Source organism: Pseudomonas sp. C2.3V (genome assembly GCF_058536325.1).
The window spans coordinates 1,562,326-1,586,173 of the sequence record NZ_JBZUBN010000001.1 but is presented as its reverse complement, the minus strand read 5'-3'; the positions used below and the strand labels follow the sequence as shown (position 1 = coordinate 1,586,173).

The window sequence follows — 23,848 nt, the reverse complement described above, 5'->3', positions numbered from 1 at the left end:
TACTGTATCGGCATGCGGTAGGGTCTACTTAAAGCGTTTTTACGCCTCCGTCTAACCGGCCTCTTAATACGGTTGAGCAGACTGGTTAGATCAGCAGGCATGAAAAAGCCGGGACACGCCCGGCTTCAGCCACTATTGTCAATCAGGCTTTCGGCAGTGTTACACCGCGTTGCCCCTGATACTTTCCACCACGATCCTTGTAAGACACCTCGCAAGGCTCGTCAGATTCCAGGAACAGCATTTGAGCCACGCCTTCGTTAGCATAGATCTTAGCTGGCAGGTTGGTAGTATTGGAGAACTCCAATGTTACGTGCCCTTCCCACTCCGGCTCAAGCGGCGTGACATTCACAATAATGCCACAGCGGGCATAAGTGCTTTTGCCAAGGCAGATGGTCAATACGTTACGAGGAATACGGAAGTACTCGACGGTACGCGCCAGCGCAAAGGAGTTTGGCGGAATAACGCAAACATCTCCCTTGATATCGACGAAGCTTTTTTCATCGAAATTCTTCGGGTCGACGGTAGCTGAATGGATGTTGGTGAATACTTTGAACTCATCAGCGCAGCGCACATCGTAACCGTAGCTGGACACGCCAAAAGAGATCAGCCGGTCGGCTCCCTCCCCACGCATCTGCCGCTCAACGAACGGCTCGATCATGCCGTGTTCCTGGGCCATGCGGCGAATCCACTTATCTGCTTTGATGCTCATGGCACTGTCCTGTCAGGGGTAAAAACATAACCGCACATCTTACCGGTACGGCGGCACTCATCAAAGACCTAAACCATGAGAAAGCGAAGGACCAACGCTATTCAGTCCCTCGCTCGTCAATGGTATCAGTCGTCCGAAACCGTGATGGTGGGCATGATGGCAGCCTTTTTTCCACTCTGAGAAATGCGTGCGCCAACATGACGCGCCATATCCTGATAAATCATGGCGATCTGGCTGTCTGGATCAGCGATGGCCGTAGGACGTCCTTGGTCCGCCTGCTCGCGAATAGCCATGGATAGCGGCAGAGAGGCTAGAAGATCAACCCCATACTGACTGGCAAGCTTGTTGCCGCCGCCCTCGCCAAACAAATGCTCGGCATGACCACAATTCGAGCAGATGTGCACAGCCATATTCTCGACTACGCCCAACACTGGAATATTGACCTTACGGAACATCTCAACGCCCTTCTTGGCATCAAGAAGGGCCAGATCCTGCGGAGTCGTTACGATGACAGAACCAGCTACAGGAACCTTCTGGGCCAGCGTAAGCTGGATGTCACCCGTGCCTGGCGGCATATCGATGACGAGGTAATCCAGATTATTCCAGGCGGTCTGAGTAATCAGCTGCAGCAGCGCGCCCGACACCATCGGACCACGCCACACCACAGGTGTGCGCTCATCGGTCAGGAAAGCCATGGACATGACTTCGACCCCATGTGCCACCAGCGGAATGAACCACTTCTCATCCTGGATCTTGGGACGTGTACCTTCAGGCAAACCAAACATGATGCCCTGGCTGGGGCCGTAGATGTCGGCATCCAGGATACCTACTCGAGCCCCTTCACGTGCCAGGGCCAGCGCGAGGTTGGCAGAAGTCGTAGACTTGCCGACCCCACCCTTACCAGACGCGACCGCAATAATATTCTTTACGTTCGACATCGCCTCAACCTGAGGCTGAGCCGCATGGGGCTTGATGACACACTGGATCTGGACATCCGCCTGGGTCACACCTGGCAGGTTTTCCAGCGAATTCTTGAGCACCTGTGCCATGCCATTCTTGAACAGTCCCGCCGCATAACCCAGTTCGATGCTAACGACGATGTGTCCGCCGTTAAGGGTGACATCGCGCAGGCAACCTGCGGTGGCCAGGTCCTGGTTGAGGTAGGGATCGGTGTACTGGCGCAGAGTGGCTTCTACCACTTCGCGGGTAAGTGCGCTCATAACAGCTCCAAACAAGGGTACGGTGTAATCGTAGTCACTATGCTACCGGTCAGACAGGATAAAACCTACCCGAATACTCAGCTATTGGACCAGGCGTGAAAAAAAACGGTTCGGCCTTTATAGTGTTCAATTATTTTTAGCCTTAATTGACAGTCGAGCCCTATGTCCGAACCCCGGAAGATTCTTGTCACTAGCGCCCTCCCCTATGCCAACGGTTCGATTCACCTTGGCCATATGCTGGAATACATCCAGACTGACATCTGGGTGCGCTATCAAAAACTGCGCGGCAACCAGTGCATCTATGTCTGTGCCGATGATGCCCATGGCTCCGCCATCATGCTGCGCGCCGAACGTGAAGGCGTTACGCCGCAACAGCTTATTGATGGTGTTCGCACCGAGCACATGGCGGATTTCGCCGATTTTCTTATTGATTTCGACAATTACTATTCGACGCACTCGGAAGAGAACCGTGCGCTGGCAAGCCAGATCTATCTGAAGCTACGGGATGCAGGCCACATTGCTACACGTGCAGTGACCCAGTACTTCGACCCGGATAAGAACATGTTCCTGGCTGACCGCTTCATCAAGGGCACTTGCCCTAAATGCGGCACCGAGGATCAATATGGTGATAACTGCGAAAAGTGTGGCGCTACCTATGAACCAACGGATCTGATCAATCCAAAGTCAGCCATCTCCGGCGCGACACCTGTTCTCAAGGAATCGCAACACTTTTTCTTCAAGCTACCTGACTTCGACGCCATGCTCAAAAGCTGGACGCGCGGCGGCGCCTTACAGGAGTCAGTAGCCAACAAGATTGCCGAATGGCTCGATGCCGGTCTGCAGGAGTGGGACATCAGCCGTGACGCGCCTTACTTCGGCTTCGAAATCCCTGATGCGCCTGGCAAGTATTTTTACGTCTGGCTGGACGCTCCAATTGGCTACATGGCCAGCTTCCAGAACCTGATCACTCATCGTCCGGAACTAGGTCTTGAGTTCGATGCATTTTGGGGCAAGGACTCCACCGCAGAGCTCTATCACTTTATCGGCAAAGATATTGTCAACTTCCATGCCTTATTCTGGCCAGCTATGCTGGAGGGTGCAGGCTACCGCAAGCCTACCGCCGTCAACGTTCATGGTTACGTTACGGTAAATGGGCAGAAAATGTCGAAGTCACGCGGTACATTCGTCAAGGCACGTACTTACCTTGAGCATCTCTCGCCTGAATACCTGCGTTACTACTATGCCGCCAAGCTGGGTCGCGGTGTAGATGACCTGGACCTGAACCTTGAAGATTTTGTCCAGAAAGTCAATTCCGATCTGGTGGGCAAGGTTGTCAATATCGCCAGCCGCTGTGCTGGCTTCATTCACAAGGGTAATAACGGGCTCTTGATCGAGGCCAACCCGGCACCTGAACTCTGGCAGGCATTTCAGGCCGCGGCGCCCAGCATCGCCGAAGCCTATGAAGGTCGCGAATTTGGGCGCGCCATGCGTGAAATCATGGCGCTGGCCGACCAGGCTAACGCCTGGATTGCTGAAAAAGCGCCTTGGGCACTGGCCAAGCAGGAAGGTAAACAGGATGAAGTCCAGGCAATCTGCGCATTGGGCATCAATCTCTTCCGTCAACTGGTCATCTTCCTCAAGCCCGTACTCCCCAAGCTCGCAGAGGCCGCCGAAACGTTCCTGAATATAGCTCCGCTGCACTGGGAAGATCTTTCAACGGCATTGGCGAATCATCAGCTAAACCCATTTGCACCCCTCATGACACGAATCGAATCTGCAAAAGTGACCGAGATGATCGAAGCATCAAAAGAAGACCTGACTGCCAGCACTACAGCGCCTCAGGCCTCCAATAATGGTGAGCTGGCCAAGGAGCCTATTGCAGGAACCATCGACTTCGATGCCTTTTCCGCTGTAGATCTGCGAGTGGCACGTATCGTCAAGGCTGAAGCGGTGGCAGGGGCTGACAAGCTTCTGCAACTCACGCTCGATATTGGCGACGAATTGCGCAATGTGTTCTCTGGAATCAAGAGCGCCTATGACCCCGCTACGCTGGAAGGTCGCCTTACTCTGTACGTTGCCAATCTGGCTCCCCGTAAGATGCGCTTTGGTGTTTCCGAAGGCATGGTGCTGGCAGCCGGTCCTGGTGGGAAAGATATTTTCTTGTTAAGTCCAGACGCGGGTGCCTTGCCAGGGCAGCGAGTGAAGTAATCAAAACGGCCGCTATAAGCGGCCGTTTTCTTACAAGTGGTTGAACAATAACGGCTAAATATTGCAAAGAGACTTGAAAACATAAGCTGTTAGTCGCCTAATAATAAAGCATCTCATTTGCAGGGAAGAGTAATGTTTAATTCCATATTGTCTGGCAAGCGCTGGCTTGGCCTTCTATCAGGCTTTTCTCTGGCTGCCATCATGTCGAGTGGTCTTCATGCTGAGACTATTACTGATATCGCTGGCCGCCAGGTAGAAATTCCTGCCAAGGTTGACCGTATCCTTCTGGGCGAAGGACGGATGCTTTATGCACTGGCTCTACTGGAAGGCGACAAGCCACTCGACCGTATTGTTGGCTGGCAAGGTGAACTCAGTACCGTAGACAAGCAGGGCTACGCGGCCTATCAGGCCAAGTATCCTCAAATCGACAAGATCCCGACTATTGGCAAAACGTCTGAAGCCAGTGTCAACGATGAAAAAGCGATCTCCCTGAAGCCTGATATTGCAATTTTCGGCATTGCTGGTCACGGCCCGGGCGTCAAGAATGAGCTGGTAGAGCAGCTAAAGGCTGCAGGTGTGCCGGTTGTTTTCATTGATTTCCGTCAGCACCCCATGCAAAACACCATTCCCAGTATGCGTGTACTTGGCAAGGCTGTGCATCGAGAAAAGCAGGCTGAAGATTACATTGCGTTCTATCAACGTCATCTGGATCGAATTCAGAAAACCGTCTCAACTATCCCTAGCGACAAACGTCCCAATGTCTTCATCGAAATGCTGGCAGGTATCTGGCCTGGCGCAGCGTGCTGCCATACGGCCGGTAAAGGCAATTTTGGCGAATTTATCGAAGCGGCTGGAGGCAACAACTTGGCCGCTCCCCTGCTGCCTGGCGTAATCGGCGACATCAATGCCGAGACCCTTCTGAGTGTTAACCCTGATATCTACATTGCAAGTGGCACTCGGGACATGAGCTCCACTGACAATGGCCTGAAGTCAGGCACAGGCGTTACAGATGATGCCGCGGCCGCCAGCCTGCAAGGCCTGCTCAAGCGTCAGGAAATCGCGCCGCTCAGAGCTGTTCATGAAGGTCGTACGTACGGCATCTGGCATAATTTCTATAACTCGCCCTACAACATTTTGGCCATCGAGGCATTTGCCAAATGGTTCTACCCGGACGCGTTCAAGGACGTCGACCCCAAGCAAACGCTGGATGAGCTGAATAACCAGTTCCTTCCTGTCGATATCCGTGGCGCCTACTGGACGCAAGCCAAGAGTAATCCATGAACGCCAAGCAATCGATTGAGCATCCTGCCCTGGATGCCTCTCTCTCTAACGATTACCGCTCGCTCCTGAGTAAGCGACTCCTTATTCTGGCGATCTTCGTAATCGCGATTGGTTGTTCGTTATTACTGGACTTCACGCTCGGGCCGGCCGGCCTGAGCGTTAGTGATCTCTGGCAAACCCTGGTGCATCGCGAATCGGTCAGTCCTAGTCAGGCGGTTATTGTCTGGAATATTCGTCTCCCGCAAGCGCTCATGGCCGTTTGTGTCGGCGCAGCGTTAGGCCTTGCCGGCGCCGAAATGCAGACAATACTGAATAACCCTCTGGCCAGCCCTTTCACGCTAGGGCTTTCACACGCCGCCGCGTTCGGAGCGGCCCTGGCCATTGTGTTGAATCTGGGCATTCCGGGTGTACCCAGCGAGTGGCTTATCTCGATCAACGCCTTTGTGTTTGTTCTGGCAGCAACCCTTCTACTCGACGCTGTCGCACGGCTTCGTCAAGCCACAACCAGCGCCATTGTGCTGTTCGGTATTGCCTTGGGCTTTACCTTTCAGGCACTAGTATCGCTGGTTCAATTTGTTGCCAGTGAAGATACGCTTTCAGGACTGGTCTTCTGGACCATGGGAAGCCTTGCCCGAGCCACCTGGCTCAAGCTCGGCATTCTGGCGCTGGCACTCGCTATCGCACTTCCCTTGTCGCTTCGTCGGGCATGGCAGCTGACAGCGTTACGACTCGGTGAGGATCGTGCAGCCAGCTTTGGAATCAATGTCAAGCGCTTAAGGCTAGGCACCCTGCTGAGAGTTAGTATTCTCACCGCCCTGGCTGTGGCGTTTGTAGGCACCATCGGCTTCATTGGCTTGGTAGGCCCGCACATTTCTCGCCTGATCTTTGGCGAAGATCACCGGTTCTATCTACCTGCCAGCGCCTTGGCCGGTGCGTTGATTCTTTCACTTGCATCTGTTGCATCCAAGAACCTGCTCCCCGGCGTGCTGATACCGGTTGGAATCGTAACGGCTCTTGTGGGTATACCCTTTTTCCTCACGGTTGTCCTGCGTAACAAGGGAGGCCTGTAATGCACGCGTTATCTATGCAGGGGCTGAATGTTGGCTATGGCAAAAAAACGATCATTCAGGACCTTACCCTTGAAGGCATTACGCATGGCAAGGTAACCGCCTTGCTCGGTCCCAACGGAAGCGGTAAGTCAACTTTACTCAAGGCCATCGCTGGCCTGACGCCGGCCAAAGGCACCATCACACTGGACGAAGAGGCGCTTACCAGTCTGAGCTTTGCCAAACGCGCGGAGAAAGTGGTCTATCTTCCCCAGACATTGCCTGCCAGCGTCCATCTGCGTGTTTTCGAGTCGCTTCTGGTTGCACGCCGCGCCTCTGGGCAGCCGCATGCCAAAGACACTGAGGACGCGCTTACCCTGCTTAGGCGCCTTGAGATCGAACACCTGGGCATGCACTACCTTGACCAGCTCTCTGGTGGACAAAAGCAGTTGGTAGGTCTGGCACAGGCCCTGATCCGCAGGCCGACACTGCTTTTACTTGATGAGCCCCTGAGCGCACTCGATCTGAACTTCCAGTTTCATGTGATGGACGTGATAGCCCAGGAAACACGTCAGCGCGATATGGTTACCCTTATCGTGTTGCACGATATCAACATCGCCTTGAGACAAACCGACCATATTGTCATGCTCAAGAATGGACGCCTGGCGGCTCATGGCACTCCGCAGAGCGTGATCGATGCGGATAGTCTGGCAGAAGTTTATGGAGTTCGCGCACGGATTGAGTCTTGCTCCAAAGGGCGACCGCAAGTCCTGATCGATGGCCTCCATAGCGCCTCATTGATCTAGCAGCCTGCCGCTGGCCAGCGGCAGGTGTTCATTCATGGTCATATCCCGGATAATACGCGCCTGTTTGGCTATCCGCTTTATCTGCTGACCATGCTTGAATTTGTTTTTGGCGCCATGCGCACGTCACTGGATGTATGTGCATGAGCCTGATACATGCAATCGACGCGCTTCTACCTCAAACCCAGTGCGGTAAATGTGGCCATCCTGGCTGTCTCCCTTATGCCACTTCCATTGCGGCGGGCGAAGCCATTAACAAATGCCCTCCCGGTGGGGATGAAACCATTCATGATCTGGCCGTGCTACTGGGCGTCGAGGCCACGCCTCTGGACTCACCCTACCCGCCCACACCTGCTCAGGTAGCGTTCATTCGTGAGGCAGAATGCATTGGCTGTACCAAATGCTTAAAGGCTTGCCCGGTGGATGCCATCGTAGGCGCAGCAAAGCTGATGCACACGGTCATAGCGGCTGAATGTACCGGATGTGAACTGTGCATTGCGCCTTGCCCTGTCGACTGTATCGATCTGAACCCGCTACCTGTACAACCTTCTCACGAACAGCAACGGCAGCAAGCGGCTCATTACCGCTTACGCTATGACGCACACAACGCACGTCTGGCGCGTGAAGAGCAGCGTAAACAGGCCGATCGAGATGCACGTCTGGCACGCTCTCAATTGTCGACAGAGGCGGTTCAAACTGCCACGTCAGTCGATCCTGTCCAGGCAGCAATATCGCGCATCAAAGCTCAGAAAGATCCATCCACTGATGCGGACGTAATACTTAAAAAACTCAAGATCAACGCCTCTACAGCCCAAATGGCGCTCAAGAAAGCTGAAAAGCAGCTGGCTCAGCGTGCCACACAACAATTGGAAGATCAGGTTAAATGGCTCAAGCAGGCCGCTGAAGCCGCCCAGCAAGCGCTGGATGAAGCGCTGAGTGGTAGCCGCCCTTCAAGCCAAGCCCAACCGATTGATGTTTCTGCTGAAATAAAGCGAGCCAAAATCAATGCTGCCATGGCACGAGCGCAACTCAGTAAAGCTGAGAAAGCATTCGGGCAACAGCCAACCCCGGAACAGCAAGAGCAGCTGAGCATGCTTCACGGCTCAGCTGCCGCTGCTGCACAAGCCCTGGCAAATCTTGAAGATCAGACGCCGTCCAAGACGCCGGATGCATTGAAACAGGCAAAGTTGGGTCTAGTAAGTGCCCGTGCCGCGTTTCTCTCGGCAGAGCGTAACGGTGCACCTCAAGAGGAGCTTTCGCAACTGCGCCAAATGCTTCATCAGGCTGAGAACACTTTGGACATGGCTGAAAAGGCTTCAGACAGACCTCTGCCGGAGCATACTCTGATACAGAAAAGCCCTGTCGACCCTCTAACGCGGACCCTTAAGACGCAGATTGCTTATGCCAAGGCAGAAGTAAAACGCCTTGAACGCGACAGGAACACTTCCGAGAATGTCTTGTTGGAAGTGCGTGGCCGATTGACCGAGCTTGAAAATAAACTGTCAGAGCATTTGGCGTCGTAATGATGCGTTAGCCCTTATACCGTGAAAGCCGAGCCACTATTCCCATGAATGCCGCCAAGCGCCTGGAAATCTTTCGTCGTCTCCACGAGGACAACCCTGATCCCAAGACCGAGCTGTCCTACACGACGCCTTTCGAATTACTGATTGCCGTAATGCTATCGGCACAAGCCACCGATAAAGGGGTCAATAAGGCAACCGCAAAGTTGTTCCCAGTGGCCAACACTCCGGAAAGCCTGTATGCCCTTGGTGTGGATGGGCTTTCTGCATACATCAATACGATCAATTTCTATAACACGAAAGCCAAGAACGTTATCGAGACCTGCCGTATTTTGATCGAGCAGCACAACGGTGAAGTCCCACAGACACGTGAGGCACTGGAAGCCCTTCCTGGCGTAGGTCGTAAAACTGCAAATGTCATTTTAAATACAGCGTTTCGGCAGTTTGCAATGGCCGTTGATACGCATATTTTCCGTGTCAGCAACCGGACCAATCTTGCTCCAGGAAAAAATGTGGTTGAGGTGGAGCAAAAGCTTCTCAAGGTGGTTCCGAAGGAATATCTGCTGGATGCACACCACTGGTTGATTCTGCATGGGCGCTACGTGTGTCAGGCGCGAAAACCCCGCTGTGGGAGCTGTCGCATTGAGGACCTGTGCGAATACAAAGCTAAGACATCGGATAATTGATAAGTACCGTAACTTTCAAGCTGATCGATTAAAAAAATCTTTTTTACGACTCATCACTTTGTCGCTATAAGGTGCGCCAAAAGGGCTGTGTAGTCCTCTCAAGCTGCACCCGCTCCTTGACCACCTCATGCTAGGAGTTTTCTCATGGCGAGCGAGAAAAGTGATATCGAACTTGATGATGACTTCGTAGAAACCGAGGGTGACGTTGAGGCTGCTGATGTGCCTGTCAGCAAAACCAACCTTACCAAGCGCCGCTTAATAGACAATATGCTTGAAGAGCGTCGCTTGAAGCGTCAGATCTCGGAATACGATTTCGATCTGTAAATAAAAAAAGCCCGGTTGGGCTTTTTTTATTAGCGCTTAAGAGCGAGAGCCCCTCCAGACGGAAGGGCTGCCCAGGTATTGATCCGGGGCAAGATCACTCAAAACAATTTGCGTCCGCTATTAGCGGCGATACGCATACGCAGTGCATTGAGCTTGATGAAACCTGCTGCATCAGCCTGGTTGTAAGCACCACCGTCCTCTTCAAACGTAGCGATATTCGCATCGAACAGGGAATCGTCAGATTTACGACCAACGACAATTACGTTGCCTTTATACAACTTCAGACGTACGACCCCGTTTACGTTGGACTGAGAAGCATCGATCATCTGCTGCAGCATCAGGCGTTCGGGACTCCACCAATAGCCGGTATAGATCAGGCTCGCATAGCGAGGCATGAGCTCATCCTTGAGGTGGGCGACTTCACGATCCAGGGTAATGGACTCGATAGCTCGGTGGGCCTTGAGCATAATGGTGCCGCCAGGCGTTTCATAGCAGCCACGCGACTTCATTCCCACGTAACGGTTCTCAACGATATCCAGACGGCCAATACCGTTTTCGCCACCGATGCGATTGAGCTCAGCCAGCACATGGGCAGGCGTCATGTCCTTGCCATCGATAGCCACGATATCACCAGCACGGTAAGTCAATTCGATATACGTCGGCTGATCCGGAGCAGCCTCTGGCGACTTGGTCCAGCGCCACATGTCCTCCTCATGCTCAGTCCATGTGTCTTCCAGCACACCACCTTCATAAGAGATGTGTAGGAGGTTAGCATCCATGGAATAAGGCGATTTTTTCTTGCCGTGACGCTCGATCGGGATATTGTGCTTTTCTGCATAATCCATGAGCTTTTCGCGGGACAACAAATCCCACTCACGCCAGGGTGCAATAACCTTTACGCCAGGCTTGAGCGCATAGGCTCCCAGTTCGAAGCGTACCTGATCATTGCCCTTGCCGGTTGCACCGTGGGAGATGGCATCAGCGCCCGTTTCGTTGGCAATTTCGATCAATCGCTTGGCGATAAGCGGACGAGCAATGGAAGTACCCAGCAGGTATTCGCCTTCGTATACCGTATTCGCCCGGAACATCGGATAAACGAAATCACGAACGAATTCTTCACGCAGGTCTTCGATGAAGATTTCCTTGACGCCTAAAGCCTTGGCTTTAGCGCGAGCGGGCTCCACTTCTTCCCCTTGGCCAAGGTCCGCTGTAAATGTTACGACTTCACAGTTATAGGTATCCTGCAGCCACTTGAGGATCACCGAAGTATCCAGGCCGCCCGAATACGCCAGGACTACCTTCTTGACGTCCGTCATGCCACTCGCTCCCACGCATTGCTTAGAAAGAAGATGATTCTACTTGCCAAGCGGAGCTATTTATAGAGGCGCGACACAAGAAGTTGCCTAGGCGACACCCGGTGCGCTATTAACTGCTTGGCTTACCACCTTGCGAAGCTGTAGCTGGAACGGCCGCCGGCGCGTCGGCTGGCGCTGCCGTAGAAGACTCTGGCTTGGAGTCAGAGGCTACAGGCTCACGGGTAAACACCATCGACACCCTTCTGTTCTTGGCTCGATTTGCCTTGCTGTTATTGGCGACCAAAGGATACTGCTCTCCAAAAAAGCGAATTTCCATTTGCTCCTCAGGAACGCCGCTGGCTTTCAGGTACTGCATGACAGCCATTGCACGCAGCCGCGATTCCTGGCGGTTATCGAGTCGATTACCAGAATTATCGGTAAAGCCAGAAATCACTACATGGTTTACAGTGGGATCGGCTTTGAGATACTGAAGAATGATGTCCAGCTTGTTACGTGCCACTTCATCCAGATCACTTCCCCCCTTGGGAAAGCCAACCAGGGAGTGACGAATTTGATCAAAGTTGACTGGCAGAAGCTTGGCAGCACACAGCTGGAAATCCTGATACGCCGACTCAAACCTCGCGGGTAAAATACGAACCTCAAGCGGGTCGCCATTACGGCTACGCGATTTGATCAATGGACTGCGACCTTCCATCAATCCGGTCAGCAGGCGCCGCCCCTGACTCTCGCTCGTATTGAGCGGAGTATTGCCACTTTGAATTCTGATTGAACCCAGCGACTCATCACCTCGTCCCGGCTGCCATGGCGTAGCGGCAGCCAGCAGCGTCGCAGAGCCTTGGGAAAGCCAGTTTTCAGATGTTTTGAGCCTGAAAGTAGGTTGCTCTCCGGCACGACGAACAAACTCACCCGTACCAAAGCGGGGAACATCCTGAGAAAGCCGGCATTCAAACTGATCGCCCTCCACTTTCCATCCCGCTTTTTCAATGCGGTCCTGGAATGTGATGCCCATTGCCGGCAGGCTGGCCAGGAGCGGTAGAAGGGTCAAGTAACGAAGGCGCACGGGGAGGCTCCGAATCCAATAGAAGAATCTTACCCTTGTGATATCGGTTCATTACCCAGAAAACTTGAATACAATCAGCACTTGGATAGTACGCCAACGCTACGCAGGCGGCATTGCTTTAGAACAACTCTGCCTGTTTCACCCAATGGATCAGCTATTCTGAAATACTTCTAGGCTGGGCGGCGTGCCCGAGTCCGCCTTTTCCGGTAGCATTCTCTCCACATTTGTTCGCCTGGAAATCAGCATGTCCGACCGGATAACGCTTCGCCGTCCCGATGACTGGCATATACACCTCCGTGATGGTGCGGCCTTGAGCCAAACCGTAGCCGATGTTGCTCGCACCTTTGCCCGTGCCATCATCATGCCCAACCTGGTACCACCTGTACGCAATGCGGAACAAGCCGCGGCTTATCGCGAACGTATTCTGGCTGCCCGCCCCGCCGCCAACCGCTTCGAACCGCTGATGGTACTGTACCTGACTGACCGCACCACACCAGACGAAATCCGTGCTGCCAAGGCGAGCGGCTTCGTACATGCCGTCAAGCTCTACCCTGCTGGCGCCACAACAAATTCCGACTCAGGGGTCACCTCGCTGGACAATATCTTTCCGGTATTGGAAACGATGGCCGAGGTAGGACTGCCGCTGCTGGTACATGGCGAAGTTACACGCTCAGAAGTCGACATTTTCGACCGTGAAAAGCGCTTTATCGACGAGCAGCTTAGCGTCATCGTTAGACGCTTCCCCGCGCTTCGGGTCGTGCTTGAACACATCACGACAGGCGATGCAGCACAATTCGTACGTGATGCGTCGGCAAACGTAGCCGCCACCATCACCGCTCATCATCTGCTCTATAATCGTAATCACATGCTGGTTGGCGGCATCCGTCCGCACTTTTTTTGTCTACCTATCCTCAAACGCAACACGCATCAGGAAGCGCTACTGGATGCCGCTGTCAGCGGAAGTCCAAAGTTCTTTCTGGGTACGGACTCAGCACCACACCCCAAACACGCCAAGGAGTCTGCATGCGGCTGCGCTGGCTGCTATACCGCCTATGCAGCACTTGAACTGTATGCCGAAGCCTTCGAAGGCCGCGACGCGCTGGATAAATTAGAGGGCTTCGCCAGCCTGTTTGGCGCCGACTTTTATGGCCTTCCGCATAATACCGATACCGTAACGCTGGTGCGTGAAGAGTGGAAAGCACCTAGCTCCCTGCCTTTTGGCGATTTTGAAGTTGTGCCGCTGCGTGCCGGAGAAACGTTGCGTTGGCGTCTGGAGACCTCTGCATGAGTGATGATGAAGAACTGTTCGCGGAAGAAATGGAAAACACCGCGCCAATGTCCGACTCGCGTATTCCAATGGCCCGACGCTTTCGTGGCTATTTACCTGTAGTCGTGGACGTGGAAACCGGTGGCTTCAATGCGTCCACCGATGCGCTATTGGAAATAGCCGCTACTATCATTGGGATGGATGAGAAAGGTTTTCTCTTCCCTGAGCACACCCATTTCTTTCGGGTCGAGCCGTTCGAAGGGGCCAATGTAGAACCTGCCGCGCTCGAGTTTACTGGCATCAAGCTTGATCACCCGCTGAGAATGGCCGTCAAGGAAGAACATGCCCTTACGGAAATCTTCCGTGGGGTGCGGAAATCTTTGAAAGCCAACGGTTGCAAGCGAGCCATTTTGGTAGGTCATAACAGTAGCTTTGATCTTGCGTTTCTTAACGCTGCGGTCTTGCGCTGTGGTATCAAACGAAACCCCTTTCACCCCTTCTCAAGCTTTGACACGGCTACATTAGCCGGACTGGCTTATGGGCAAACAGTACTAGCCAAAGCCTGCCAAAGCGCTGGAATCGAGTTTGATAATCGGGAAGCGCACTCTGCCCGTTATGACACAGAAAAAACGGCCGATCTGTTCTGCGGTATCGTCAATCGCTGGCGTGAGCTGGGCGGCTGGATGGACCCTGAATAAACCTTTTGCCGAGCGGACATCGTGCCGCTCGGCAGGTTAATAACATTCCCTCCTATAACGCTTTGACAATCATTCTCACTACGATTAGTCTGCCGATATCTCTTTTCAGCCATAGACGAATCGCCATGTACGTATGTTTGTGCCGAGGTGTCACCGATAAGCAAATCCGTGAAGCTATCTACGAAGGATGCTGCAGCTATCGGGAAGTAAGGGAATGCACAGGAGTAGGTACTCAATGCGGTAAATGTGCCTGCCTGGCTAAAACGGTTGTCAGAGAAACCCTTGGCGAGCTTCAGGCGGCTCAAAGTCTGGCCTACTCGGTCGGATTATCCCAAGCCTGATAAACAGATTTTTAAGAGCCGGGCAGTTGGCCCGGTTTTTTTATGTCTAAAAATCAGTAGGTTATGAATCAGTTGCGAAAGCGTGTTATTCACAGATGTTTTTCATAATCAATTCAATAACTTACGTTTGACAAGCCCTCGCTTCGCGCCCAGACTTGTATTACATAATCCTTGGGCGGAGCCGTCATGAAAGGCGACATTAAAGTCATTCAGCATCTCAACAAGATACTTGGAAACGAGCTGGTTGCCATCAATCAGTACTTCCTCCATTCGCGCATGTATAACGACTGGGGCCTGAAAAAACTTGGCCACCATGAATACCATGAGTCAATCGACGAGATGAAGCATGCGGATCGTCTGATTGAGCGAATCCTGTTTCTTGAAGGCCTTCCAAACCTTCAGGATCTTGGCAAGTTGATGATTGGTGAAAATACCAAGGAAATGCTTGAGTGTGACCTTCGCCTGGAAATCGCAGCGGTTACCGACCTACGAGATGCAATTGTGTACTGCGAAAGTGTTCGAGACTATGTAAGTCGCGACATGCTCAAGGACATCCTGGAGTCTGAAGAGGAGCATATCGATTGGCTCGAAACTCAGTTGGGGCTGATCGACAAGGTAGGGATTGAGAACTACCTGCAATCCAATATGCATGACGACGATTAAATCTTACAGGTCATAAAAAGCCCGCCTATTGGCGGGCTTTTCTTAGACCAGGCACTGCTGCGGGTCTTCGCATACTAGCGCGACATGACCTCATCAAACAGATTATGCATAGCCAGGAAGGCGCGTTTGGCAACAACCGGATTGTATTGCTGCTTGCCTGGATTATTGGCTTCCGGATCAGTAAAGGAATGGACAGCATTACCGTAACTGATAACTTGCCAATCGACATTGGCTGCGGTCATTTCTGCCTCGAAAGCAGAAATCTGTTCGCTAGGCACTAACGGATCAGCAGCCCCGTGCAGCACTAGAACGGGTGCTTTGATATTACGGGCATCTTCAGGATTTGGCGTATCCAGATTGGCATGGAAAGTGACAACAGCAGCCAATTCTGCACCTTCACGCGCCAACTCAAGCGCAGCACAGCCACCAAAGCAAAAGCCAATGGCAGCAATGTGTTTCGTGTCTATTGCAACAGTGCCCGCTTGAGCAACAAGCGCCTGATAAGCAGACTGCAGGCGCTTGCGTAGTAAAGCCCTATCATTACGAATCGGCATCATGGCTGCCAGCGCCTCATCTGCATTAGCAGGACGCACCTTCTGACCATAAAAATCCACGATGAAATAAACCAGCCCATCTTCGCTGGCAAGGCGCTTGGCTAAATCAATAGCACCTTGCGATACGCCCATCCAGTTAGGCGAAAGCAGAACTGCTGGCCGCGTCTGGGGCTGATCAGCATCGTAGACCAGCTGCCCTTCGAACGGCTGTCCATCGATCTCATACTGGATTGCCTTAACCGTCATTTCGGCCATGGGTTACCTCTTCGTCGTTGGGTGTTAAAAGAAAGCCCGCCAGAAGCGGGCTTTATCAGCGCATCAGGCAGAAAGTTCTACCAGAAGCTTATTGAGACGGCGCACGTACGCAGCCGGATCCTTGAGACTATCACCTGCAGCGAGAGCTGCCTGATCGAACAAGACATGAGCTAAATCTACGAAGCGGTCTTCATCCTGCTCCATGTCCAGCTTTTCAATCAAAGGATGCTGTGGATTGATTTCAAAAATCGGCTTGGATTCAGGGGCCTTCTGGCCGCTCGCCTCAAGGATGCGACGCATCTGCAGACCCAGGTCCTGTTCGCCGATTGCCAGAATAGCCGGTGAGTCTGTCAGGCGATGAGAAACCCGCACTTCGCTGACCTCGTTATCCAGTGCCTTCTTGATGCGACCAACAAGATCTTCTTTGGCCTTGGCTATTTCTTCCTGAGCCTTCTTGTCCTCTTCGGAATCAAGCTTACCCAAGTCCAGATCGCCACGAGCGACGTCAACGAATGCCTTACCATCGAACTCAGTCAGGTAGCTCATCAGCCACTCATCGATGCGATCCGTTAGCAGAAGGACTTCGATACCCTTCTTACGGAAAACTTCCAAGTGTGGACTGCTCTTCACCTGATTGTAGCTTTCGCCTGTCAGGTAGTAGATCTTGTCTTGCCCTTCCTTCATGCGACCAATGTAGTCAGCGAGCGCAACGTCCTGTTCACCCGCATCTCCATGAGTCGATGCAAAACGCAGCAAGCCGGCAATCTTCTCACGATTGGCAAAGTCCTCCGCCGGCCCTTCTTTCAGAACCTGTCCAAAAGCACTCCAGAACTGCTTGTATTGCTCCGGCTCGTTTTTGGCCAGCTTTTCCAACATATCCAGGACCCGCTTGGTCAACGCCGACTTCATGGAGTCGATGACCGGATCCTTCTGAAGAATCTCACGAGAGACGTTAAGCGAGAGATCGTTGGAATCCACCACACCCTTGATGAAGCGCAGGTAAAGGGGCAGGAACTCGTCAGCCTGATCCATAATGAATACACGCTGCACATAAAGCTTCAATCCACGCGGCGCTTCACGCTGGTACAGATCAAAGGGCGCGCGTGCAGGTACATAAAGCAGCGAGGTGTATTCAAGTTTGCCCTCTACCTTATTGTGACTCCAGGTCAGAGGGTTCTCGAAATCATGGGAGACGTGCTTGTAAAACTCCTGGTATTCCTCATCCTTGACTTCAGTACGCGGCCGTGTCCACAACGCGCTGGCCCGATTGACCGTTTCCCACTCCTGCTCTGAGGGTGCGTCCTCTCCGTGATGCTCTTTTGGCAACTCGATCGGCAGTGCAATGTGATCAGAATACTTCTTGATGATATTACGCAGACGCCAGCCGTCAGCGAACTCTTCTTCGCCTGTTTTCAGATGCAGAACGATGCGAGTACCACGCTCAGGTTTTTCGATGGTTTCAACATCGAACTCGCCTTCGCCTTTCGAACTCCAGTGAACCCCTTCCGCAGCAGGCTGTCCAGCACGGCGTGTAAAGACATCCACTTTGTCCGCTACGATAAAGGCACTATAAAAACCGACCCCAAACTGGCCGATCAAGTGGGAGTCCTTGCGCTGGTCGCCCGACAGGTTCTTAAGGAAATCAGCGGTGCCTGATTTGGCAATAGTTCCCAGATGCGTAACGACATCCTCACGGCTCATGCCGATGCCGTTGTCCTCTATCGTGACAGTGCGTGCATCCTTGTCGTAGCTGATACGGATCTTGAGCGCGTCGCCGCCCTCAAGCAGCTCCGGCTTGGCCAGGGCCTCAAAGCGGAGCTTGTCCGCCGCATCGGATGCGTTGGAAACCAACTCCCGAAGAAAAATTTCCTTGTTGGAATACAGAGAATGAATCATGAGATGAAGCAGCTGCTTCACTTCAGTCTGAAAACCTAATGTTTCTTTCTGAGTCTCCACACTCATGGTTACGAACTCCACAGATGACGGTTGAGCCGCGATAGCGGTGATGGACGCAAAATGGGGGCAAGTCCTTATTTTTCAACCCAAAACGGATTGCAGGTCTCATATCCGGGCCATTTAATCAAATGTCAGGAACTACCTGGCCATGATTGCTGCCAATAGGTCTGGCAGCCGTACCTGTTAGGCTCGCATACCGCCATAGACGCTAAGAAGGTCTACGCGGAACTTCGCTGTATACGTATGCTCGAAGTGCTGCCGTGAATTAAACAAGGAGAAGACCATGCAAAAACCTTTCGCTTACGCCCTGCTGCTTGCTGCAGCCCTTGGCTTAGCTGCCTGTGACAAGCCTTCCGAAGAAAAGGCACAAGACGCACAGCAATCCGAGCAGAAAGCTCAAGAACACATGAATGAAGCAGCCAAGGAAAGCAATCAGGCTGCTCAAGAGCGTACTGAGGCCGCCCAAGAGCAAGCTAAAGAAGCTCAGGATACCGGCACCAATACTTCTCCTCAGGGAAATCCGGATCAGCCTCTGCAAGGCGGTGATCCGAACACCAAGCAGCAGTAAGCTTGTAATAAAAAAGCCCGCAATAGCGGGCTTTTTTATTACCGGGAAAAAGCTCTTATGAAGCTCGCACGGCCTGTGGCTGGCCTTGCTGTCTATCCCAGAGCGTAGCCAATACACCCACTACAACCGATGGAATGAGCCACGCCAGCCCTTGATCTACCAGCGGAAGCTTGGCTTCCAGCCATGTAATCCAGCTGACATCAAAACCTGCCGCCTTTATGCCATCTACAATGCCGAACAGAAACGCAACCAGCATGACAGGGGCTACAACGCGCGAGGATGAATGCCACAGTCTGGAGCAGAAGCTAAGCACAACCAAGACAATGCACGGTGGATAAATAGCCGTCAGCACGGGTACGGATATTTGAATCAGATGAGTCAAACCCAGATTCGAAACGAGTAGAGAAAAAAGTGCCAGTGCAACAACCAGAACTTTGTAAGGCAGATGCAGGGCTTCACTAAAGTATTCTGCACAGGCGCAGGTCAATCCAACCGCAGTGACCAGACAGGCAAGCGAAATCAGACAGGCAAGGAAAATACTGCCAGGTTCACCAAACGTATGCTGTACATAGGCATGAAGCACCTCTGCCCCATTAGTGGCCGCTGGCACCAATGAATGGCTAGTAGAGCCCAGCTGGAACAGGCTGATGTAAACCAGAGCCAACCCAACACCTGCAATCAGTCCTGCAATAACAGCGTAGCGCGTAATCAGTGTTGCTGATTCTATGCCACGCGCCTTGATCGCATTTACAATGACGATGCCAAACACCAGAGCGCCCAACGTATCCATGGTCAGATAACCATTAATGAAACCTTGGGAAAACGCCTGTGCCTGGTAAGCTCTGACGGACTCGCCCGTCCCGCCGGCAGGCCATAGGAATGCCGCTGCTCCCAGAATGGCAAGCGCCAGGATTTTCAACGGCGCCAGGAAACGGCCCACCGTATCCAACAAGCGACCTGGATAAAGCGATACCAGCAATACAACACAGAAATAGACAAGGCTGTAGAGAAACAGCGGTAGCGCCCCACCACCTGTAAGGGGCGCAAGCCCAACCTCGAATGAGACAGTTGCAGTACGTGGGGTGGCAAACAGCGGACCGACTGATAAATAGCAGACCGCTGCCAACAAGCCACCGGCTACCCGTCCGATTGGTGAACTCAGCGCATTCATGGCGCCGCCTACACGAGCTAAGGCAACCACTGTTAGTACAGGCAAGCCTACCGCTGTAATAAGGAAGCCAATAGCCGCAGCCCAAACGTGGGGACCGGCTTGCAAGCCTACAATCGGAGGGAAAATGATGTTACCCGCGCCTACAAAGAGAGCGAAGGTCATAAAGCCAAGCGCCAGGATATCCTGGCCTTTCAGAGATTTCATTTAAGGGAATACCGGATTCAGACAGATTGATCGCGAAGGGTTCCCGTTGCTTATTAGGAACGACGCCCGCTTGGCTAAAGCGGACCACTAATGGCTACCCTACTCTTTTGGAGACGGTGGCTGTGAAGGGTGCACATCCTAACGAAATCTGCAGGCAAAGGCAGCAAAAACGTCTTACACCCCGACTAAACGGGCCGAAATCAGGCCCTCGTGTAGCAGTATTGTCGATCGATCAGCGATTTACAGAACTAAAAATTTATCAGCCCTATAAAAACAAAGGCCACCTTAAAGGTGGCCTTTGCATCAAGGTAAGGCTTACGCCTTCTTGACTTCCCAACCAGTCAGCTCGGCCAGGGCCTTGCCGATATCAGCCAGGGAACGTACGGTCTTGACGCCTGCGTCTTGCAGCGCAGCGAACTTCTCGTCAGCAGTACCTTTACCGCCAGAGATGATTGCGCCCGCATGACCCATACGCTTGCCAGGAGGTGCAGTAACACCGGCAATGTAGGACACAACAGGCTTGGTCACATTGGCCTTGATGAAGGCTGCAGCCTCTTCTTCGGCAGAACCACCGATCTCACCAATCATGACGATCGCTTCGGTCTGGGGATCTTCCTGGAACAGCTTCAGAATATCGATGAAGTTGGAACCCGGAATCGGGTCACCGCCGATACCCACACATGTGGATTGGCCGAAACCTGCGTCAGTGGTTTGCTTAACCGCTTCGTACGTCAGCGTGCCGGAGCGAGAAACGATACCAACCTTACCTGGCAAATGAATGTGACCAGGCATGATGCCGATCTTGCATTCGCCGGGTGTGATTACGCCTGGGCAGTTTGGACCAATCAGGCGTACGCCCAACTCATCGCACTTGACCTTGGCATCCAGCATATCCAGCGTAGGAATGCCTTCGGTGATGCAAACGATCAGCTTGATACCACCAAACGCGGCTTCAAGAATGGAGTCCTTACAGAAAGGAGCCGGAACATAGATGACCGAAGCCTCGGCGCCGGTCGCTTCTACTGCTTCCTTAACCGTATTGAATACGGGCAGACCCAGGTGAGTAGTACCACCCTTGCCTGGCGTTACACCGCCAACCATCTTGGTGCCGTAGTCGATAGCTTGCTCGGAGTGGAAAGTACCTTGGCTACCGGTAAAGCCCTGGCAGATAACTTTGGTGTCTTTATTAATCAGGACGCTCATTACTTACCCTCCGCGGCCTTGACGACCTGCTGGGCAGCGTCGGTCAGGCTAGTTGCCGCGATGATGTTCAGACCGCTTTCGGCCAGGACCTTGGCACCCAACTCAGCGTTGTTGCCTTCCAGGCGCACAACGACGGGAACCTTCACGCCGACTTCTTTCACTGCGCCGATGATGCCTTCAGCAATCATGTCGCAACGAACAATACCGCCGAAGATATTAACCAGTACGGCTTTAACATTACTGTCGGACAGAATGATCTTGAACGCTTCGGTTACGCGCTCTTTGGTCGCGCCACCGCCTACGTCCAGGAAGTTGGCCGGCTTGCCGCCATGCAGGTTAACGATGTCCATGGTACCCATGGCCAGACCTGCACCATTAACCATGCAGCCAATGTTACCTTCAAGTGCAACGTAGTTCAGTTCCCACTTCTGCGCATGGGCTTCACGAGCATCATCCTGGGATGGATCATGCATTGTACGCAGCTTGGGCTGACGATACATGGCGTTGCTGTCGATATTGATCTTGGCATCCAGGCAGTGAAGGTCGCCATCTTTCTTGATGACCAGCGGGTTCACTTCCAGCAGCGCCAGGTCATAATCCTGGAACAACTTAGCCAGACCAACAAAAATTTGGGTGAACTGCTTGATCTGGTTACCAGTCAGGCCTAGCTGAAAGGCCAGCTCACGGCCTTGATAAGGCTGAGCACCTACCAGAGGATCAACGGTTGCCTTCAGAATTTTCTCAGGCGTGTCGTGCGCAACTTTTTCGATGTCCACGCCACCTTCGGTGGAGGCCATGAAAACGATACGGCGGCTGGAGCGGTCAACGACCGCACCGAGGTACAGTTCCTTGTCGATGTCCGTGCAGGACTCAACCAGGATCTTGCTAACCGGCTGACCATTAGCATCAGTCTGGTAGGTCACCAGATTTTTGCCTAGCCAGTTTTGAGCAAACGCCTTGGCGTCTTCACGGCTCTTGACCAGCTTCACACCGCCGGCTTTACCACGGCCACCCGCATGAACTTGTGCTTTAACGACCCACTCGCTGCCGCCGATTTTGTCGCAGGCTTCCGCCGCTTCTTCCGGGGTGTCTACAGCGAAGCCCTTGGATACAGGCAGGCCGTACTCAGCGAACAGCTGCTTACCCTGATACTCGTGGAGATTCATGCTTATCTACCGTCTTCGTTAGGTATTGCGCATTTTCGGCGCTGCGCTCACTGGCGCCGCGCCACCTGTAACTGCCCTCTGGCAGTCCGGTGAGCGTTCCTGCGGCCCTCCCCTGGAGTAGCGGCGGGCTGCTCACCGTTGGTCTACCGTCTTAACGCTTCTTGCGGTTGGCAATATGAATGGCATGGCCATTCACTGCCAGGGCCGCTTCATGCAGCGCTTCAGACAGTGTTGGGTGCGAGAACACCATCATGCCCAGGTCTTCGGCACTGGTGCCGAATTCCATGGCGATGGCGCCTTGCTGAACCAGATCCGCTGCACTTGGGCCAATAATATGAACACCTAGAACGCGATCGGTCTTGGCGTCGGCAATTACCTTGACCAGGCCAGCCGTATCGTTGGCCGCCATGGCTCGGCCACTTGCAGCAAACGGGAAGGTGCCGACATTCACTTCAACGCCTTCAGCCTTCAAAGCCTGCTCGGTTTTGCCGACCCATGCCATCTCCGGATGGGTATAGATAACCGAAGGAATCAGATCATAGTTCATCTGAGCCTTGTGACCTGCGATACGCTCGGCCACCATGACACCTTCTTCGGAAGCTTTGTGAGCCAGCATCAGGCCGCGTACACAGTCACCGATTGCGTAAACGCCGGGTACGCTGGTAGCGCAATAGTCATCAACATAGATGTATCCGCGCTCATCGCTCTCCACGCCGCAATCAGAAGCCAGCAGATCGGTCGTCACGGGACGACGGCCTACGGCTACGATCAGCTTGTCGAACGTCTGCTTCTGCTCACCGGTAGAGTCGGTAAAGGTCACGGTCACTTCGTTTCCGTTGACTTCCGAACCGGTTACACGTGTACCCAGACGAACGTTCAGACCTTGCTTGGTTAGAATCTTCAGGCCTTCCTTCGCAATCTGCTCATCGGCAGCCGGCAGGAATTTGTCCAGCGCTTCCAGAACAGTTACTTCGGCCCCCAGACGAGCCCATACCGAGCCCAGTTCCAGACCAATAACGCCTGCACCAATAACGCCCAGACGCTTCGGAACTTCAGTGAAGTCAAGAGCACCCGTGGAGTCAACAACAATGCCTTCAACAAGCGGAGCCGGCGGAATTTCGATCGGACGCGAGCCCGAAGCCAGGATGACATTTGTCGCTTCGACAACTTGAGTCTGACCGTCCAGACCTGTCACTTCAACCTGCTTGTTGGCTAGCAGCTTGCCATGTCCTTCCAACAGCGTTACACCGTTGGCCTTGAATAGCGTGCCGATACCACCTGTCAGGTTCTTAACGATCTGATCCTTACGACCGATCATGGCAGGTACATCGATAGTCACGTTGGGTGCATCGATGCCGTGAACCTTGAAGCCTTCATGCGCTTCATGAAACTTGTAAGAGCTATCCAGCAGCGCCTTGGAAGGAATGCAACCTACGTTCAAGCAGGTACCACCCAGGGAGACCTTGCCTTCCTTACCCTTGTATCGCTCGATACAGGCAGTTTTCAGGCCGAGCTGCGCAGCACGGATGGCAGCCACATAGCCGCCAGGGCCGGCACCGATCACGACTACGTCGAATTTTTCGCTCATAAGTTTCATCCTATTTCGATAAACCGGACGGCTTCTTACGA

22 protein-coding genes are annotated in these 23,848 nt (G+C 53.1%); 12 read left to right on the top strand and 10 right to left on the bottom strand.

All coding sequences use genetic code 11. The annotated features are described in order from the left end of the window. Positions 1-142: 142 nt before the first annotated feature. Together dcd and apbC are read right to left on the bottom strand one after the other, a co-directional pair. Positions 143-709, bottom strand: a complete 567-nt coding sequence (dcd, locus tag AC4LF3_RS07470) for a dCTP deaminase (protein WP_010797827.1) — start codon at positions 707-709, stop codon at positions 143-145. 125 nt (positions 710-834) lie between these two features. Beyond that, positions 835-1,929 (bottom strand): iron-sulfur cluster carrier protein ApbC, encoded by a 1,095-nt coding sequence (gene apbC, locus AC4LF3_RS07465; protein ID WP_125887846.1) that lies wholly within the window; start codon positions 1,927-1,929, stop codon positions 835-837. 162 nt (positions 1,930-2,091) lie between these two features. On the opposite strand from apbC, the gene metG reads away from it, so the two are divergent. From metG to AC4LF3_RS07430, 7 genes are all read left to right on the top strand, one after another. Beyond that, the gene (gene metG, locus AC4LF3_RS07460) at positions 2,092-4,137 is read left to right on the top strand and encodes a methionine--tRNA ligase (RefSeq protein WP_286788210.1); all 2,046 of its coding nucleotides are present in this window, start codon (positions 2,092-2,094) and stop codon (positions 4,135-4,137) included. Positions 4,138-4,269: 132 nt separating this feature from the next. Beyond that, entirely contained in the window at positions 4,270-5,418 is a 1,149-nt protein-coding gene (locus AC4LF3_RS07455; RefSeq protein ID WP_074827353.1) for an ABC transporter substrate-binding protein, read from the top strand. Continuing rightward, entirely contained in the window at positions 5,415-6,488 is a 1,074-nt protein-coding gene (locus tag AC4LF3_RS07450) for a FecCD family ABC transporter permease (protein ID WP_491835026.1), read from the top strand. Before AC4LF3_RS07455 ends, AC4LF3_RS07450 begins: the two co-directional genes overlap by 4 nt. Further along, the gene (locus AC4LF3_RS07445) at positions 6,488-7,270 is read left to right on the top strand and encodes an ABC transporter ATP-binding protein (protein WP_010797822.1); all 783 of its coding nucleotides are present in this window, start codon (positions 6,488-6,490) and stop codon (positions 7,268-7,270) included. Before AC4LF3_RS07450 ends, AC4LF3_RS07445 begins: the two co-directional genes overlap by 1 nt. Positions 7,271-7,410: 140 nt before the next feature. Then, a complete protein-coding gene (gene rsxB, locus AC4LF3_RS07440) occupies positions 7,411-8,790 on the top strand; it encodes an electron transport complex subunit RsxB (protein WP_312270954.1) in 1,380 nt (459 codons plus the stop codon). A gap of 44 nt (positions 8,791-8,834) precedes the next feature. Then, positions 8,835-9,473 (top strand): endonuclease III, encoded by a 639-nt coding sequence (gene nth, locus AC4LF3_RS07435; RefSeq protein ID WP_010797820.1) that lies wholly within the window; start codon positions 8,835-8,837, stop codon positions 9,471-9,473. A 144-nt stretch (positions 9,474-9,617) separates the two neighbouring features. Further along, positions 9,618-9,797 carry a PA3496 family putative envelope integrity protein gene (locus tag AC4LF3_RS07430; RefSeq protein ID WP_010797819.1) on the top strand — a complete coding sequence of 60 codons (180 nt, stop codon included), beginning with the start codon at positions 9,618-9,620 and terminating at the stop codon, positions 9,795-9,797. A gap of 98 nt (positions 9,798-9,895) precedes the next feature. On the opposite strand, the gene AC4LF3_RS07425 is transcribed toward AC4LF3_RS07430, so the two are convergent. After that, positions 9,896-11,113: an argininosuccinate synthase gene (locus AC4LF3_RS07425; protein WP_019365393.1), complete on the bottom strand. Its 1,218-nt coding sequence runs from the start codon at positions 11,111-11,113 to the stop codon at positions 9,896-9,898. A gap of 109 nt (positions 11,114-11,222) precedes the next feature. After that, positions 11,223-12,173, bottom strand: coding sequence for a flagellar protein MotY (locus tag AC4LF3_RS07420; protein WP_073450678.1), 951 nt, complete (start codon positions 12,171-12,173; stop codon positions 11,223-11,225). A 244-nt stretch (positions 12,174-12,417) separates the two neighbouring features. On the opposite strand from AC4LF3_RS07420, the gene pyrC reads away from it, so the two are divergent. From pyrC to bfr, 4 genes are all read left to right on the top strand, one after another. Further along, positions 12,418-13,461 carry a dihydroorotase gene (gene pyrC / locus AC4LF3_RS07415; protein ID WP_074827361.1) on the top strand — a complete coding sequence of 348 codons (1,044 nt, stop codon included), beginning with the start codon at positions 12,418-12,420 and terminating at the stop codon, positions 13,459-13,461. Between the two features lie 29 nt (positions 13,462-13,490). Beyond that, complete coding sequence (rnt, locus tag AC4LF3_RS07410) at positions 13,491-14,138, top strand: ribonuclease T (RefSeq protein ID WP_371106384.1); 648 nt, start codon at positions 13,491-13,493, stop codon at positions 14,136-14,138. Positions 14,139-14,263: 125 nt separating this feature from the next. Beyond that, on the top strand, positions 14,264-14,479 hold the full coding sequence (locus AC4LF3_RS07405; protein ID WP_491835025.1) for a bacterioferritin-associated ferredoxin: 216 nt from the start codon (positions 14,264-14,266) through the stop codon (positions 14,477-14,479). 186 nt (positions 14,480-14,665) lie between these two features. Further along, complete coding sequence (gene bfr, locus AC4LF3_RS07400; RefSeq protein ID WP_491835024.1) at positions 14,666-15,142, top strand: bacterioferritin; 477 nt, start codon at positions 14,666-14,668, stop codon at positions 15,140-15,142. Positions 15,143-15,216: 74 nt separating this feature from the next. On the opposite strand, the gene AC4LF3_RS07395 is transcribed toward bfr, so the two are convergent. Continuing rightward, positions 15,217-15,951, bottom strand: a complete 735-nt coding sequence (locus AC4LF3_RS07395) for a dienelactone hydrolase family protein (protein ID WP_074827365.1) — start codon at positions 15,949-15,951, stop codon at positions 15,217-15,219. A gap of 63 nt (positions 15,952-16,014) precedes the next feature. Further along, positions 16,015-17,913, bottom strand: a complete 1,899-nt coding sequence (gene htpG, locus AC4LF3_RS07390; RefSeq protein ID WP_125887836.1) for a molecular chaperone HtpG — start codon at positions 17,911-17,913, stop codon at positions 16,015-16,017. Positions 17,914-18,190: 277 nt separating this feature from the next. On the opposite strand from htpG, the gene AC4LF3_RS07385 reads away from it, so the two are divergent. Further along, positions 18,191-18,475 carry a hypothetical protein gene (locus AC4LF3_RS07385; protein ID WP_010797811.1) on the top strand — a complete coding sequence of 95 codons (285 nt, stop codon included), beginning with the start codon at positions 18,191-18,193 and terminating at the stop codon, positions 18,473-18,475. A gap of 55 nt (positions 18,476-18,530) precedes the next feature. Here the strand turns inward: AC4LF3_RS07385 and brnQ are convergent, their stop codons facing one another. From brnQ to lpdA, 4 genes are all read right to left on the bottom strand, one after another. Next, positions 18,531-19,850 carry a branched-chain amino acid transport system II carrier protein gene (brnQ, locus tag AC4LF3_RS07380; protein WP_491835023.1) on the bottom strand — a complete coding sequence of 440 codons (1,320 nt, stop codon included), beginning with the start codon at positions 19,848-19,850 and terminating at the stop codon, positions 18,531-18,533. A 315-nt stretch (positions 19,851-20,165) separates the two neighbouring features. After that, positions 20,166-21,053, bottom strand: coding sequence for a succinate--CoA ligase subunit alpha (sucD, locus tag AC4LF3_RS07375; RefSeq protein ID WP_125887835.1), 888 nt, complete (start codon positions 21,051-21,053; stop codon positions 20,166-20,168). Then, positions 21,053-22,219 carry an ADP-forming succinate--CoA ligase subunit beta gene (gene sucC / locus AC4LF3_RS07370; protein WP_491835022.1) on the bottom strand — a complete coding sequence of 389 codons (1,167 nt, stop codon included), beginning with the start codon at positions 22,217-22,219 and terminating at the stop codon, positions 21,053-21,055. The genes sucD and sucC overlap by 1 nt, the downstream gene beginning before the upstream one ends. A gap of 151 nt (positions 22,220-22,370) precedes the next feature. After that, a complete protein-coding gene (gene lpdA, locus AC4LF3_RS07365; RefSeq protein ID WP_010797807.1) occupies positions 22,371-23,807 on the bottom strand; it encodes a dihydrolipoyl dehydrogenase in 1,437 nt (478 codons plus the stop codon). Positions 23,808-23,848 lie beyond the last annotated feature (41 nt).